Origin of the sequence: Streptomyces sp. NPDC058773 (genome assembly GCF_042746015.1) — a bacterium.
Lineage (GTDB): Bacteria > Actinomycetota > Actinomycetes > Streptomycetales > Streptomycetaceae > Streptomyces.
On the sequence record NZ_JBHYPE010000049.1, the window covers coordinates 1 to 14,299 of the forward strand.

General features: G+C 73.9%; 13 protein-coding genes, 1 other RNA gene and 1 pseudogene. 6 read left to right on the plus strand and 9 right to left on the minus strand.

Annotated elements, in window-relative coordinates; translation table 11 throughout:
* Window positions 1-113: 113 nt before the first annotated feature.
* Window positions 114-604, minus strand: a pseudogene (locus ACFW5B_RS29705) (IS5 family transposase); the annotation flags it as partial.
* A 97-nt stretch (window positions 605-701) separates the two neighbouring features.
* Window positions 702-1,103: RNase P RNA component class A (rnpB, locus tag ACFW5B_RS29710), an RNA gene on the minus strand.
* 137 nt (window positions 1,104-1,240) lie between these two features.
* Between rnpB and ACFW5B_RS29715 the strand changes: the two genes are divergently transcribed.
* Window positions 1,241-2,047 carry a MerR family transcriptional regulator gene (locus ACFW5B_RS29715; protein ID WP_386446196.1) on the plus strand — a complete coding sequence of 269 codons (807 nt, stop codon included), beginning with the start codon at window positions 1,241-1,243 and terminating at the stop codon, window positions 2,045-2,047.
* Window positions 2,044-2,676 carry a hypothetical protein gene (locus ACFW5B_RS29720; RefSeq protein ID WP_386446199.1) on the plus strand — a complete coding sequence of 211 codons (633 nt, stop codon included), beginning with the start codon at window positions 2,044-2,046 and terminating at the stop codon, window positions 2,674-2,676. The genes ACFW5B_RS29715 and ACFW5B_RS29720 overlap by 4 nt, the downstream gene beginning before the upstream one ends.
* A gap of 161 nt (window positions 2,677-2,837) precedes the next feature.
* Here the strand turns inward: ACFW5B_RS29720 and ACFW5B_RS29725 are convergent, their stop codons facing one another.
* On the minus strand, window positions 2,838-4,343 hold the full coding sequence (locus tag ACFW5B_RS29725; RefSeq protein ID WP_386446202.1) for an RNB domain-containing ribonuclease: 1,506 nt from the start codon (window positions 4,341-4,343) through the stop codon (window positions 2,838-2,840).
* Between the two features lie 145 nt (window positions 4,344-4,488).
* Between ACFW5B_RS29725 and yaaA the strand changes: the two genes are divergently transcribed.
* Together yaaA and eda are read left to right on the plus strand one after the other, a co-directional pair.
* On the plus strand, window positions 4,489-5,286 hold the full coding sequence (gene yaaA, locus ACFW5B_RS29730; protein ID WP_386446205.1) for a peroxide stress protein YaaA: 798 nt from the start codon (window positions 4,489-4,491) through the stop codon (window positions 5,284-5,286).
* A gap of 90 nt (window positions 5,287-5,376) precedes the next feature.
* On the plus strand, window positions 5,377-6,036 hold the full coding sequence (gene eda / locus ACFW5B_RS29735; RefSeq protein ID WP_386446208.1) for a bifunctional 4-hydroxy-2-oxoglutarate aldolase/2-dehydro-3-deoxy-phosphogluconate aldolase: 660 nt from the start codon (window positions 5,377-5,379) through the stop codon (window positions 6,034-6,036).
* A gap of 189 nt (window positions 6,037-6,225) precedes the next feature.
* Here eda and ACFW5B_RS29740 read toward each other — a convergent pair whose 3' ends face one another.
* The 3 genes from ACFW5B_RS29740 to ACFW5B_RS29750 are packed head-to-tail and all read right to left on the minus strand — an operon-like array spanning window position 6,226 to window position 9,023.
* Window positions 6,226-7,413, minus strand: a complete 1,188-nt coding sequence (locus tag ACFW5B_RS29740) for a bifunctional RNase H/acid phosphatase (RefSeq protein WP_386446210.1) — start codon at window positions 7,411-7,413, stop codon at window positions 6,226-6,228.
* A 3-nt stretch (window positions 7,414-7,416) separates the two neighbouring features.
* On the minus strand, window positions 7,417-8,160 hold the full coding sequence (locus ACFW5B_RS29745) for a zinc ribbon domain-containing protein (RefSeq protein ID WP_386446313.1): 744 nt from the start codon (window positions 8,158-8,160) through the stop codon (window positions 7,417-7,419).
* Complete coding sequence (locus tag ACFW5B_RS29750) at window positions 8,157-9,023, minus strand: Nif3-like dinuclear metal center hexameric protein (protein ID WP_386446213.1); 867 nt, start codon at window positions 9,021-9,023, stop codon at window positions 8,157-8,159. The genes ACFW5B_RS29745 and ACFW5B_RS29750 overlap by 4 nt, the downstream gene beginning before the upstream one ends.
* A gap of 269 nt (window positions 9,024-9,292) precedes the next feature.
* Here ACFW5B_RS29750 and ACFW5B_RS29755 point away from each other — a divergent pair, with 269 nt between their 5' ends.
* On the plus strand, window positions 9,293-10,708 hold the full coding sequence (locus ACFW5B_RS29755; protein ID WP_386446216.1) for a hypothetical protein: 1,416 nt from the start codon (window positions 9,293-9,295) through the stop codon (window positions 10,706-10,708).
* 161 nt (window positions 10,709-10,869) lie between these two features.
* Window positions 10,870-11,037, plus strand: coding sequence for a hypothetical protein (locus ACFW5B_RS29760; protein ID WP_386446219.1), 168 nt, complete (start codon window positions 10,870-10,872; stop codon window positions 11,035-11,037).
* A gap of 91 nt (window positions 11,038-11,128) precedes the next feature.
* Here ACFW5B_RS29760 and ACFW5B_RS29765 read toward each other — a convergent pair whose 3' ends face one another.
* The 3 genes from ACFW5B_RS29765 to ACFW5B_RS29775 form a co-directional block, all read right to left on the minus strand.
* Window positions 11,129-12,103 carry a 3-oxoacyl-ACP reductase gene (locus tag ACFW5B_RS29765; RefSeq protein WP_386446222.1) on the minus strand — a complete coding sequence of 325 codons (975 nt, stop codon included), beginning with the start codon at window positions 12,101-12,103 and terminating at the stop codon, window positions 11,129-11,131.
* 67 nt (window positions 12,104-12,170) lie between these two features.
* Window positions 12,171-13,256, minus strand: coding sequence for a Zn-dependent alcohol dehydrogenase (locus ACFW5B_RS29770; RefSeq protein WP_386446225.1), 1,086 nt, complete (start codon window positions 13,254-13,256; stop codon window positions 12,171-12,173).
* Window positions 13,257-13,306: 50 nt separating this feature from the next.
* A complete protein-coding gene (locus ACFW5B_RS29775) occupies window positions 13,307-14,182 on the minus strand; it encodes a MaoC/PaaZ C-terminal domain-containing protein (protein WP_386446228.1) in 876 nt (291 codons plus the stop codon).
* Between the last annotated feature and the right edge of the window lie 117 nt (window positions 14,183-14,299).

A 14,299-nucleotide genomic window follows, 5' to 3' on the forward strand; every position in this document is an offset into this window, starting at 1 on the left:
TCAGCTTCACACCCCGCTGTTACCGGCGACGCATGTGAGCGCGGGAACGGATATGGACACTAATCCGGGGTCAGCACATCTCTCCTTCCTTCGCGACTTTCCCACTTAACGTGTGCGACTTCGTGTCGCACCTTCAGGCGGTTGATGCACCGCTCGACGGTGTTGCGCTGCTTGTAGGTCTCACGGTCGAAGGCCGGCGGCCTGCCGCCCCGGCTGCCCCGTCGCAGCCGGTGCCCGCGCTGATCCGCCGGAACCGGGATCACCATCAGGATGCCGCGTTTGCGCAGGTGGTCGCGTAGGGCGCGTGAGGAGTACGCCTTGTCCGCCCGGACCACGTCCGGCCGGGTCCGTGGCCTTCCGCGGCGGCGGGGAACGCGCAAGCGGGCCATCACGTCCGTGAAAGCGGGTGCATCGCCGGCCTGTCCGGCGGTGAGAACGAACGCGAGGGGCCGGCAGCGGGCATCTGCGGCGAGATGAATCGTCGTGCTCAGCCCGCCGCGGGACCGGCCGATGGCATGGTCGGCCGGTTCTCCGTCCAGGGCCCCTTTTTGCGGGCCCCGGCCGCGTGCTGGTGAGCCCGCCCGACACCCGCGTGCACAAACACGCGGGAACTCCAGGGAAACCGCAGGTACGGGAGGGAAGGCCACCGGGACGCACAATGGCTCCACCCATGACATTTGTCCAGGTCAGAGCCGTAATGGCGGACGAGTCGGCCTGTACGCCGGGTTCTGTCGCCCCCGGTCCTTGCGGGCCGGGGGGAGACGGCCATCCATCTAGGGCTGTCGTTGCCGGCAGCCTCGTGCGGTCTACCCGCGGACTCGGGCGGGCAGCCCTCGGTCGTCCGCGCAGGGGCATCAAACGATGCCCCCTCTTGACCTTGCTCCGGGTGGGGTTTACCTAGCCCTCCGAGTCACCTCGGAGGCTGGTGGTCTCTTACACCACCGTTTCACCCTTACCGGAGGCCGAAGCCTCCGGCGGTTTGCTTTCTGTGGCACTGTCCCGCGGGTCACCCCGGGTGGGCGTTACCCACCACCCTGCCCTGTGGAGCCCGGACGTTCCTCGGGAGGATCGTGAGATCCCCACGCGGCCGTCCGGCCGGCTCGTCCGCCGTGCCGACCATGCTACCCGTAGGGGACACCGGTCCCCGCCAGGGCCGTTCCCCTCCCCCGCGCCCCTGCTCCCGCGTTCCCGGCGGGAACGTGCTTGACCTTGTCGCAGCGGCAACGTTTCTACTGAGCGCATGAGAATCGGTGAGCTTGCAGGGCTGATCGGGATCAGCACCCGTGCCGTACGCCACTACCACCACCTCGGGCTGCTGCCCGAGCCGGAACGCCGGGCCAACGGCTACCGGGAGTACGGGCTGCGGGACGCGGTGGAGCTCGCGCGGGTGCGGCGGCTGACGGAGCTGGGGCTCGGGCTGGACGAGGTGCGGGACGTGCTCGCCGAGGACGCCGGGCGCGAACTGCACGAGGTGCTGGACGAGCTGGACGCGGATCTGGCCCGTCAGGAGGAGGCGCTCCGGGTGCGGCGGGCCCGGCTGGCCGCCGTGCGGCGGCAGGCCGACGAGCACGGCGGGCTGCCCGCCGAGGGGCCCGTGTCGGACGAACTGGCGGCGCTCTTCGCGGAGATGGCCCGCACCTCGGCGGCACAGCCGGGCCCGGAGCCCGCCATGGCGTCGAAGGAGCGGGAGCTGCTGGCGCTGCTGGAGTCGACGGGTGGGGAGGGGGGCAACCAGCGGATGCTGGAGATGCTCGGGCAGGCGACCGCGGAGCCGGGGGCGATGGCGCGGATGTACGAGGTGTACGGGCTGCTCGATGCGCTGGTGGACGTCGGGGTGGACGATCCGCGGGTGGAGCAGGCAGCGCGGGCACTCGCCGACTGCATTCCGGACGCGGTGGTCGCGGAGGTCGGCGCGGAGCACTGGGGGCAGGCCGCCGCGCCGGACGCGGGCGACAGCTTCATGGCGGCGTACTACGCGGAGTTCGCGCCCGCGCAGGCCGGGGCCGTGCGCCGGGCGATCCAGCTGGTCGCGGAGCGGGCACGATGAGCCGGGGTACCGCGCTGCGCCGGCTGGCCGCCCATGAGGGGCGGTGGCTGCGGAGCCTGGCCTGGTGGGTGGCCCGGCGGCGGATCGGGGTGGCGCCTGGTGAGCGGGCCCTCGGGTACGCGGGGGCGCAGGCGGCGATGGTCTACGGGCTGACGTTCGTGTGCGTGGTGGAGACGGTCGGGCTCGGGGTGCTGCTCGCCGGGAAGCCGGTGGTGCACGAGGTGGTGCTGTTCCTCGATGTGTACACGGTGCTGGCGGTTCTGGGGCTCCAGGCGGCGGCGGTCACCCGGCCGCATGTGCTGGGGGCGGAGGAACTGCGGCTGCGGGACGGCGCGCGCCGGGAGATCCGCATACCGCTGGAGCGGATCGCCGCGGTCCGCTCCGACCTCCGGTTCACCAGGGAGCAGCAGAGGGGCGGCGGCGCCGAAGTGGCCGAACTGCCGGTCGGCGGGCAGACCTCGGTCACCGTCGAGCTGACCGAACCGGTGGTGGCCGTACGGCTGTTGGGGCAGCGGGAGACGGTCCGTACGGTGCGGTTCCACGCCGATGACGCGCGGGCGGTGGTGGCGGCCGTACGGGACGGGATGGCGGCGCGGGGCGGGACGCCGGAGACGGCCGAGGCGGCGTGAGCGGGGGGGGGCGGGGAGACGGGAGCCGGGGGCAGAGGCTCCGCACACGCACGAAGCGCCGCGAGCCGGCGGGATGCCGGTGAGCCGGCCGACCGCCGGACGTCGGCGACCGCCCGGAGCCGCCCGCCGTCACGCCGTCACGCCGTCACGCCGTCACGCCGTCACGCCGGAGTGAAACGGACCGGATGGTGGCCCGGTTCGGCCTCGGTGAGGCGGACCGGGATGCGGTGGCCCAGGGGCAGGGCGGGGCCTTCGGGGGCGGCTTCGACGGTGCCGATGACGGCCGGGTCGTAGAGGTGGACGGTGCCGTGGGTGGGGTCCTTCTCCTGGATCTCGACGACCAGTGCCTCGAAGATCTCGCCGACCCGGTCGCGCAGCAGCGCCGCCTCGACGAGGTCGACACAGGCCCGCTCCACCTGGTTGGCCCGCTGGGTGCCCAGCTCCATCTCCCGCGGCAGCGCGGGCAGCGCCGTACGGACCCAGGCGGGCGGTGCGGCGCCGGCCGACGCCGCGAGGCACAGCTCGGAGGTGTAGCGGTCCACCAGGCGCCGCAGCGGTGCGGTGGCATGGGCGTACGGGGCGGCGACGGCGGCGTGCAGGGCGTGGTCGGCGGGGGGCGGGGTGCCGTCGAAGACGGTGTAGCCGGCGCCGCGCAGCAGGGCGGTGCACTCCTGGAGGAAGGCGGCGTGCGCGGCACGGCGCGGGTCGAGGGTGCGGATCAGCGCCGCGTACGAGGTGTGGTGGGGCCAGTCGACGCCGAGCGCACGGGCGGTCAGCCGGAGGCGGGCGACCGAGCCGTCCGGGGCGGTGGGGAGCGTACGGAGGATGCCGGTGCCGGAGGCGAGCATCAGGTCGGCCGCGGCCATTCCGGTGAGCAGGGAGAGCTGCGCGTTCCAGGCGTAGGCGGGCAGCGGGGCGCGGTAGACGAGGCGGTAGTGGCCGTCCTGCTCGGCGATCTCCTGCTCGGGGACGTTCAGGGATATCGCGCCACGGGCGACCTCCCGCTCCTCCCGCAGCCGCCCGATCTCACGCAGCAGGGCGAGGGGCTCCTCGGCCGTGTCGTCGTCGAGGACCCGCTGCACGCCCGCGTAGTCCAGCTTGGCCCGCGAGCGGACCAGGGCACGGCGTACCGAGACCTCGGTCAGGGCGCCGTCCGCGTCGAGGTCGAGCTGCCACAGGACGGCCGGGCGGTCGCGGTCGGGCAGCAGGCTGGCGGCGCCCTCGCTGAGGATGTACGGGTGCAGCGGGACCCGCTCGTCAGGGAAGTAGAGGGTGGTCACGCGGTGGTGCGCCTCGGCGTCCAGGGCCCCGCCGGGGGTCACGAAGGAGGCGACATCGGCGATGGCGTAGTGGACGCGGTAGCCGCCCCGGCCCTTCGCCCCGGGCGGCGCCGGGCGCCGGGACAGGAACACCGCCTGGTCGAGGTCGAGCGAGCCGGGCGGGTCGATGGTGAAGAGCGGGAGGTCGGTGGCGTCCTCCAGGGTGTGCTCGGTCGCCACGGCACCGTCGGCGGCCGGGATGCGCGGCGCGCGGGCCGCGCTGTCCGCCTCGGCCTGTGCCGTGGGCGGGAAGTGGTCCGGGATCTCCAGCGCGCCGCGCAGCTCATGCAGCGCGACACGCAGCGGGGCCTCGGCTGCGTCGGTCACATGCATATGGAGACGGGGCATGACACCGAGCGTATGGCGGGCGGCGGCGCACGGCGCGCCGTGCGGGCCGCCCCCGGGCCGCGGGCGGTCTTCACCCGGCCCCACCAAGCTCTAGGCTTTTCCGGGGGCCGCACCCCCGCCCGTACCGCCGTGAAGGAGAAACACCGTGCTCGTGCTGTTGCCGCCGTCCGAAGGGAAGGCCGCCGGGGAGGCCGGGGCGCCGCTGGACACCGGTGCGCTGTCGTTGCCGGGGCTGACCGCGGCGCGGGAGACGGTGCTGACGGAGCTCGTCGAGCTGTGCGCGGCGGACGAGACCAAGGCCCAGGAGGTGCTGGGGCTCAGCGACGGGCTCCGGGGCGAGATCGCCAAGAACGCGGGGCTGCGGACGGCGGGGACCCGGCCGGCCGGGGAGATCTACACCGGGGTGCTCTACGACGCGCTGGGCCTGGCGACGCTGGACGCGGCGGCGCGGCAGCGGGCCGAGCGGTCGCTGCTGGTGTTCTCGGGCCTGTGGGGCGCGGTACGGATCGGTGACCGGATTCCGTCGTACCGCTGCTCGATGGGCGTGAAGCTGCCGGGGCTGGGTGCGCTGGGCGCCTACTGGCGGGCGCCGATGGCCGAGGTGCTGCCGGCCGCGGCCGGTGAGGGACTGGTGCTCGATCTGCGGTCTGCGGCGTATGCCACGGCGTGGAAGCCCAAGGGTGAGGTGGCCGGGCGGACCGCGACGGTGCGGGTGCTCCAGTCGAAGACCGTGGCCGGCGTGGAGAAGCGCACGGTGGTCAGCCACTTCAACAAGGCGACCAAGGGCCGCCTGGTGCGGGACCTGCTGTCGGCGGGGCTCGATCCGGAGGGTCCGGCGGAGCTGGTCGCCGCACTGCGCCAGCTGGGATACGCGGTGGAGGCGGAGGCCCCCGCGAAGGGCGGCAAGGCATGGGCCGTCGATGTGATCGTCACGGAGCTGTAGCGGGAGCTGCGGAGGGTGCCCGCCCGCGGGCCATCACTGACGTTGCAGCATGTGCAACTCTCGTTGCGGAGAGTGGGATGCGGGCGCACCATGGGCGGCGTGACCAGCGCCGCCGGTTCCTCCGCGTCCTCTGCCCCCTCGGTTCTCGGGCTCGCCCCCGTCATCCCGGTCGTTGTGCTGCACGATGCCGCCGACGCCGTGCCGCTCGCCCGTGCGCTGGTCGCCGGCGGGCTGCGCGCGATCGAGGTGACGCTGCGGACGCCCACGGCGCTCGACGCGCTCCGCGCCGTCGCCGAGGAGGTCCCCGAGGCGGTGACCGGTGCGGGCACGGTGCTCACCCCCGAGCAGGTCGAGGACGCGCTCGTGGCCGGCGCGCGGTTCCTGGTCAGCCCCGGGTGGTCGCCGCGGCTGCTGGGCGCGATGAAGGACTCCGGGGTGCCGTTCCTGCCGGGGGTCTCGACGGCCTCCGAGGTGGTGACCCTGCTGGACGAGGGCGTCACCGAGATGAAGTTCTTTCCCGCGGAGGCGGCGGGCGGCACACCGTATCTGCACTCGCTGGCCGCGCCCCTCCCCCGGGCCCGCTTCTGCCCGACCGGCGGCATCGGCCGGGCGTCGGCGCCGTCCTATCTGGCGCTGCCCAACGTCGGCTGCGTCGGCGGCACCTGGATGCTGCCGGCCGACGCCCTGGCCGCGAAGGACTGGGACCGGGTGCGCCAACTCGCCCGGGAGGCGGCTGCGTTGGCGGCCTGAGGGCGGTGTGTACGGTGGCGGGGCCGGGCGCCTCGGTGTGGCCCGGCGCGCCTCGGTCCGCGCCTCCGTGCGTACGCGCAGGGGCCCGGCACCTCGCTCATCCGAGGTGCCGGGCCCCTGTACGTACGACAGGTACGCGACGGCGCACGACTGGTGCGCGACGGCGTGCGGGAGACGGGGGCAAAGCCCCTACCGCAGATGCGACGTGTCGTTCAGCAGTCGCACCGAGGCGTTGCCGTCGGAGAAGTACGCGACCGCGGAGAGCGACGCCGCGGAGAGCTCCATCCGGAAGAGCGACTCCGGCGGGGCACCCAGCGCCAGCCGGACCAGGGTCTTGACCGGTGTCACATGCGTGACCAGCAGCACCGTCTTGCCCGCGTACCGGGCCAGGAGCTTGTCGCGGACGACGGCGACCCGGCGGGCGACCGCCGCGAAGGACTCGCCGCCGCCGGTGGGCGCGACCCGGGCGGAGCCGAGCCAGGCGTCGAGGTCCTCGGGGAAGCGCTCGCGCACCTCGGCGAAGGTCAGCCCCTCCCACGCCCCGAAGTCGGTCTCGCGCAGGCCCTCTTCGATCCGGACCTCCAGGCCGAGCCGGACCGCGACCGCCTCGGCGGTCTCCCGGCAGCGCCGCAGTGGTGAGCTGACGACGGCCTGGACCGTGCCCCGGGCGGCCAGCGCGGCGGCGGTCACCTCGGCCTGGCGGCGTCCGGCCGCGGAGAGTTCGGGGTCGGTGCCGCCGCTGCCGGAGAACCGCTTCTCGGGCGTCAGCGCGGTCTCGCCGTGCCGGAGCAGGACGAAGGTCGCGGGCGGGCCGAGGTCGGGGGCGCCCCAGCCGGCCGGCGGGGCGCCCGGGGCCGCGTCCGCCGCCTCGGCGGCCTCGTCGGCGGCGCGGGCCGCGGCGCTGCGGGCGGGCGCGGCGGCCGTGTCGAGCGCCGCCCTGGAGTCGCGCGGCTCCCACTGCCTGCCCGCCTTGCCGGCGTCCATCGCCTCGTTGGCGAGCCGGTCGGCGTGCTTGTTCTGGGCGCGGGGAATCCACTCGTACGTGACCCGGTCGGCCGGGAAGACCGACCGGGCCTCGGCGGCCAGCGGCTTCATGCCCGGGTGCTTGATCTGCCAGCGCCCGGACATCTGCTCGACGACGAGCTTGGAGTCCATCCGCACCCGGATGCACGCCTCGGGGTCGAGGGCCAGCGCCGCCCGCAGACCGGCCACCAGGCCCCGGTACTCCGCGACGTTGTTGGTCGCGGTACCGATGAATTCGGCGGCCTCGGCCAGCGCCTCGCCGGACTCCGGGTCGAGGACGACCGCGCCGTAGCCGGCCGGTCCCGGGTTGCCCCGGGAGCCGCCGTCCGCCTCGACGATCAGCGTGCGGGCCACGGGCTACAGACCCGAGTCGGGCGTGCGGACCAGGATGCGGCTGCAGTTCTCGCAGCGCACGACGGTATCGGCGGCGGCCGCGCGGACGTCGTTGAGTTCGGTGATGTTCAGCTCCAGCCGGCAGCCCTCGCAGCGGCGCTGGTAGAGACGGGCCGCGCCGACGCCGCCCTCCTTGGAGCGGATCTTGTCGTAGAGCTTGAGCAGATCGGCCGGGATGTCGGCGACGGTCAGCTCACGCTCCTTGGCGACCGTCGCGCGCTCGGCGTCGATCTCGGTGTACGCGGCGTCCCGGCGCGCGGTGGCGTCGTCGACCTTGGCCTGGATGGCCTCGACCCGGGAGGTCAGCTCGGTGACCCGCTCCTGGGCGGACTCCCGGCGCTCCATGACCTCCAGGACGACGTCCTCCAGGTCACCCTGGCGCTTGGCCAGCGAGGCCAGTTCGCGCTGGAGGTTCTCCAGGTCCTTGGGGGAGGTGACGGCGCCGGAGTCCAGCCGCTTCTGGTCGCGGGCGGCGCGCTGGCGCACCTGGTCCACGTCCTGCTCGGCCTTGGTCTGCTCGCGGCTGGTGTCGCTCTCCTCGGTCTGCGCGGCGACGAGCAGGTCGCGCTGCTGGATGAGGTCGGCCTCCAAGGTCTGCAGCTCGGCCAGCTCGGGGAGGTTGTTGCGCCGGTGGGCGAGCTGGGTGAGCCTCACGTCCAGGGCCTGGACGTCGAGGAGGCGGATCTGGTCGGCGGGCGCGGCGTTCAGCGTGGGGCTCCTGTGGTGTGCGTCGGGGTGACGAATCGGGTGGACGCCGCGTGGGCGGTCCAGGGGTCGGTGACCGTACGGGAGACATGCGTGCGCAGTCCCCAGTCGTGCCGGTCGGAGACCGCGTCGAGCTGGGCCGCGGCCTGCTCGCACCACGGCCATTCGGTGGCCCAGTGGGCGGCGTCGAGCAGCGCCAGCGAGCTCTTCTGGGTGGCCTCGGAGGCCGGGTGGTGACGCAGGTCGGCGGTGAGGAACGCGTCCACACCGGCCGCCCGTACGTCATCGAAGAGGCTGTCGCCGGAGCCGCCGGAGACGGCGAGGGTCCGGATCTCGCGGTCCGGGTCGCCGGCCGCCCGGATGCCCTGCGCGGTGGCGGGCAGCCGCTCGGCGGCGTGGGCGGCCAGCTCGGCCAGCGTCATCGGGTGCGGCAGCTCGCAGATCCGGCCGAGGCCGCGGCGGCCCGCCGGGTCGCTCGGATCCGGGACCAGCGGGCCGGTGATGCGCAGGTCCAGCGCGCCGGCCAGGGCGTCGGAGACACCGGGGTCGGCGGTGTCGGCGTTGGTGTGCGCGACGTGCAGGGCGATGTCGTGCTTGATGAGGGTGTGCACGGCCTTGCCCTTGAAGGTCGAGGCCGCCACCGTCGTCGTACCGCGCAGATAGAGCGGGTGGTGGGTGACGAGGAGGTCGGCGCCGAGCGTCACCGCCTCGTCGACGATCTCCTGGACGGGGTCGACGGCGAACAGCACGCGGCGGACCTCCGCGCCGGGATCTCCGCAGACCGTGCCGACGGCGTCCCACCCTTCGGCCCGCTCGGGGGGCCAGAGGGCGTCGAGCGCGGTGAGGACTTCAGACAGTACGGGCACGGAGGGAAGGTTACCCCCCGGCTGTGACATGGCGTCGGGTCCTCCGGCCCTCCCCTCTGCCGCCTCCCCCCGGCGGCGCGCAAGGACGGTCGGCACGAGCCCGCTCGCGCCCGCGACCCCCGCCCCGCGACGGGCCCGGAGCACAACCACGCCGCCCGGCACCGACGAACCGGACAACTGCCACCCTTATGCGTGAAGTGTCACAACTTGCAGTGTTCGGCCGGAAGTACGAAAACTAGCTTCGGTTGCCGACTGGAGGTAACCACTCGATGACGATCTGTGCCACCGAGGAGACCATCGCGCCGGCCGGCCCGCTCGCCGGGCGCCTGACGATCGCCGCCGACGGCTCGTACGCCGCCCGGCTCGCCCGGCACGACGACGCCGCCGGAAGCTGGTTCCCGGAGCGCTGGACGCTGAGCGGCCCCGCTCCGTACGCCGTGCCCCTGCAGGGCACCCAGCCCGAGGAGCCGGACAGCGCGCTGCTGCCGCTCGCGGACGGCCGGGTGCTGATTCTGCGCCGGGTCGCCGACCGCTGCGCCGTCTCCCTGCTCTACCCGGCGGGCCCCGGAACCGGCGAACTCCTGCTGGGCGCCGTGGCGGCCCCCCGGCTGACCCTGCTGCCGCCCGCCCCCGGCGGGAGCCGCGCCTACGCGCTCGCCACCGAGGCGGAGCACACCACGCTGTGGCTGGTGCACGGCGGGGCGAGCGGGCGGCCCGAGCCGGTCACCCGCGTGCCGGGACGCTGCGCGGGCGGCGTCTGGCTGGACCGCTGCGGCCGACTGCTGGCGCTGGACCGGGAGTTGGCCGGCCGGACCAAGACCGTGCTGGTCGACCTGGAGCGGGGCGGCGAAACCGTTCCGCTGCCGCAGATCACCGAGGAGAGCAACGACCGGCTGCTGCTGGCCGATCCGGACAGCGGGCTGCTGCTCGTGCTCTCGGACGCCCCGGGGTACGACCGGCTGGGCTGGTGCGTCCTGGGCAGCAGCCTGCCGGTGCGCTTCCCCGACTGCCTGCGGCCCGCCGACGGGACGGTCACCCCGTTCGCCGTGCAACCGGGACAGATGCTGGCACCGGAGAGCTGCGCGGTGGCCTGTCGGGTCACTACGGCGAGCGGCAGCCGGCTCGGCGTCTGGCGCCCCTCGGAACGGCAGTTGCGGCAGTACCCGGCCCCGGAGGGCTGGCTGGCCGGAACCGGCCTGTGGACGGCGGCCGGTGAACTGCTCCTGCCGTACGCGACGCAGGCGGAGCCGTGCGGGGTGGCGCGGATGAGGGTGGGGGCGGAGCCGGTGGGGCCGGTGACCCCGCCGCGGCCTGTGGCACCAGTGGTGGCCGTGGAACCGGTACCGGCGGTGGAGGCCGTACGCCCCATGGGCCCCATGGGGCCCGTGCGGCAAGTGGTGGCGCCGGGGGCTGCGTGGCGCGTTGCGGCCGGAGCACCGCCGGGGTCCGGCGAGCCGGTGACGCCCGGCGGCCCCGTGGCACTCGCCGAGCCGGTGACAGCGGCGCCCTCAGGCGACGCCCCCTGGAACGGAGGGGAGATTGTCCCGGAAGCAGCGGATGCCGACAACCGCTGCACAGCATCTGCACATCCTCAGACCGTGGACGCGGAACCGGTACCCCTCCCCGGACATCCCCACATGTGCAGGCCAGTTCCCTTGCAGGAGGCACCTCTGGCGGCCCGGTAGACCCGGTGGAGAGCGATTTCCGGCCCCGTTAGAATTTCGGGCGGGGGCTCCGCAGCCGGTTGACCGGCCACCGGCAGTGCCGCTCGGGAGCAGCCGTGGCGGTCGTCGGGCGAGGTCCCGACGCGTACAGCTGTAAGCGAACTGACGGAGTGACTCTCTTCATGTCCGAAGCCCGAACCGACACGACCCAGGCGCGCCCCCAGGAGGCATCCGCCCAGGCCGCCGAGGCCGCAAGCTCCGGCAGGCACCGTGGCCCGGCCGCCACGGAGGAGTCCGGCTCCACCCCTCATGGCCGGCACCGCCGGGACAAGCAGCCGCAGGACGCGTGACGCCGCCCCGGCGCGCCCGGACCGGCGGACCACACCACGGCCGTGACCGCCGCACCGCTGAACGGCGGGCGGTGCTCACGGCCGTGGTGCGTTATCGGCCTCGCTTCCCGTCGTGCTTGAGGCCCAGCACCTCCGGCGCCGCGAAGGTTTCGTCCGCCGGGCGCCGTGCGTAGTACGGCGTCAGCAGATCGTCGAGCTCCTGGAAGCTGAAGACCTCCTTGCCGGTGTCGAACTTGGCGGCGATCCGCGGGCGTTCGGCGATGGCGACCATGCCGCCGTGGACGACCAGCAGCTGGCCGTTGACCCGGGCCGCGGCAGGAGAGGCGAGATAGCCGACGAGCGGGGCGACATGTTCGGGCGAGAGCGGGTCGAGCCTGCCGTCCGTGGTCTCCTGGCCGCCCTGCCCTCCAGGGAGGCCGGCGAAGACGTCCTCGGTCATACGGGTGCGGGCGCGGGGACAGATCGCGTTGGCGGTCACTCCGTATTTGGCCAGCGCCAGCGCCGTGGAGGTGGTCAGGCCGACGATGCCGCCCTTGGCCGCGGCGTAGTTGGGCTGGCCCGCCGAGCCCGCGAGGAACGCCTCGGAGGAGGTGTTGACGATCCGGCCGTGGACCGGGGCGCCGGCCGCCTTGGCGCGCTCGCGCCAGTGCGCCGCGGCGAAGTGGGTGGTGTTGAAGTGGCCCTTGAGGTGCACCCGGATGACCGAGTCCCACTCGTTCTCGGTCATCGAGAAGACCATCCGGTCGCGCAGGATGCCCGCGTTGTTGACCAGGATGTCGAGCTGCCCGTAGGTCTCGACGGCGAGCCGCACCAGGGCGCGGGCCTGGGCGTGGTCGGCGACGTCTCCGAGGTGGGCGACGGCGGTGCCGCCCGCCGCGCGGATCTCGGCGACGACGCCCTCGGCGGGCGCCGCGGAGGCCTCGCCGGAGCCGTCGCGGTGCGGCTGTCCGTAGTCGTTGACCACGACCTGGGCGCCGAGACGGGCGAGTTCGAGGGCTTCGGCGCGGCCCAGACCGCGCCCGGCGCCGGTGACGATCGCGGTCAGGCCCTCCAGTGGCTGTGCCATTCCTGTCCTCTCCAGTGGTCGCGGCACGCGGTGCGGTGCGGGCGCTGCGAGGGGTGAACGGTGGGCGTCAGAGCTCTATGCAGGTGCGCAGCGCGGTGCCGGAGCGCATCTGGTCGAGCGCGTCGTTGATCTCGGCGAGCCGGACGCGATGGGTGATCAGGCCTTCGAGGTCGATCCGGCCGGCCCGCCACAGGGCGATGGCCCGCTCGTAGGAACGCAGGACGTCCGCGCCGCCGTACAGGGACGGCAGGATCCGCTTCTCGTCGAAGAAGAGCTCGAACATATTGACCTGGAAGGTGTCGTCCATGGCGCCCGCGCCGACCACACACAGGGTGCCGCCGCGCCGGGTCATCTCGTAGGCGGTGCGGGCGGTGGCGGACTTGCCGACCACCTCGAAGACGTAGTCGAAGCCCTCCCCGGCGGTGATCCGGGCCTTGGCGTCGGCGAACTCCTCCGGGGCGACCGCCTCGGTGGCGCCGAAGCGCAGCGCGGCCTCCCGGCGGGCGGGCACCGGGTCGACGGCGATGATCTGGGCCGCGCCACAGGCCCTCGCGCCCTGGATGACGGAGATGCCGACGCCGCCGCACCCGATGACCGCCACCGAGGAAGCGGCCGTCACCTGGGCGGTGTTGAGGGCCGCGCCCAGCCCGGTGGTGACACCGCAGCCGATCAGCGCGGCGATCTCGTACGGGACGTCGTCCGGGATCGGGACCGCGCAGTTGGCGGCGACCACGACCTCCTCGGCGAAGGTGCCGGTGCCGGCGAAGCCGAAGACGTCGGAAGGTTCGGCTCCGGTGCGCCGGAAGTTGGGCGTGCCGGCGTTCGTGAATCCGGCCAGGCACAGATGGGTCTGGCCGCGCCGGCAGGACGGACAGCTGCCGCAGGCGGGCAGCCAGCACATCAGGACGCGGTCCCCCCGGTCGAGTCCGGTGACGCCGTCGCCGACGTCGAGGATCTCCCCGGCGCCCTCGTGGCCGGGAACGAAGGGCGCGGGCTGCGGCAGCACCCCGTTCATCGCCGAGAGGTCGGAGTGGCACAGTCCGGTCGCCCGGATACGGATCTTCACCTTGCCGGGCCCGAACCCCACCGCCTCGATGTCGTCGAGGACTTCGAGCTTGTCCTGCCCTGTCTCGTGCTGTACGGCTGCGCGCATGTCACGGCTCCTCTCGTACGGACGGCACTCCGGACCGGTCGGGGGTTGTCTCAGCCGTGCTCCACCACGGTGTCCGCCAGCACGGGCGCCTCCTCGCGGTCGGCCGCGGTGACCGACACCAGGACCCGGCCGGGCTCCCGCCACATACGGATGCGCAGCGCCTCCCCGGGGAAGACCACGCCGGCGAACCGGGTCGTGTAGGACCGCACCCGTGCGACATCGCCGCCGAGGACGGTGTCGACGACGGCCTTGAGCGTGACGCCGTAGGTGCACAACCCGTGCAGGATCGGCCGGTCGAACCCGGCGAGCTTGGCGAACCCGGGGTCGGCGTGCAGCGGGTTCCAGTCGCCGGAGAGGCGGTAGAGCAGCGCCTGATCCGGGCGGATGTGGCGTTCGGTGCTCAGGTCGGGGGCGCGGTCGGGGAGTTCGAGCCGGTTGGAGGGGCCGCGCTCGCCGCCGAAGCCGCCCTCGCCGCGGACGAAGATCTGGGTGTCGCAGGTCCACAGGGGACCGTCGTCGTCGGCCACTTCGGAGCGCAGCACGATGACGGCGGCCTTGCCCTTGTCGTAGACGGCGGGGACGGAGGAGGTCTGGGTGGCGCGGCCGCCCACCGGGAGGGCGCGGTGCACGGTGACGGTCTGGCCGCCGTGCAGGACCGCGGCGAGGTCGACGTCGATGCCGGGTGCGGAGAGCCCGCCGGCCAGCGCCATCCCCCCGCCGGCGACTGTGGCGAAGCTGGGCAGGACGTGCAGTGCGCTCTCCAGGGTGTAGCGCAGTTCGTCCGGGTCGGTGGCCGGGTGGGCGTTCTCCGGGGTGGCCGCGCCGGCGCCGATGCCCAGGTGGTAGAGCTGGACGTCCTTGTGGTCCCAGGCGAGTTCGGTGGTCCGCGGTTCGGCGGAGGTGGCCTTGGCGGCGTCGATGGGCATGGGGCTGCTGGCTCCTTCACCACGAGAGGAAGACCCCGGCCCGGCCGTCCGCACCGTCGACCGTGCCGGGGTCGTATCTGGTCGGCGCGGCCGCGCTCCGACAACGCACAGGGCACA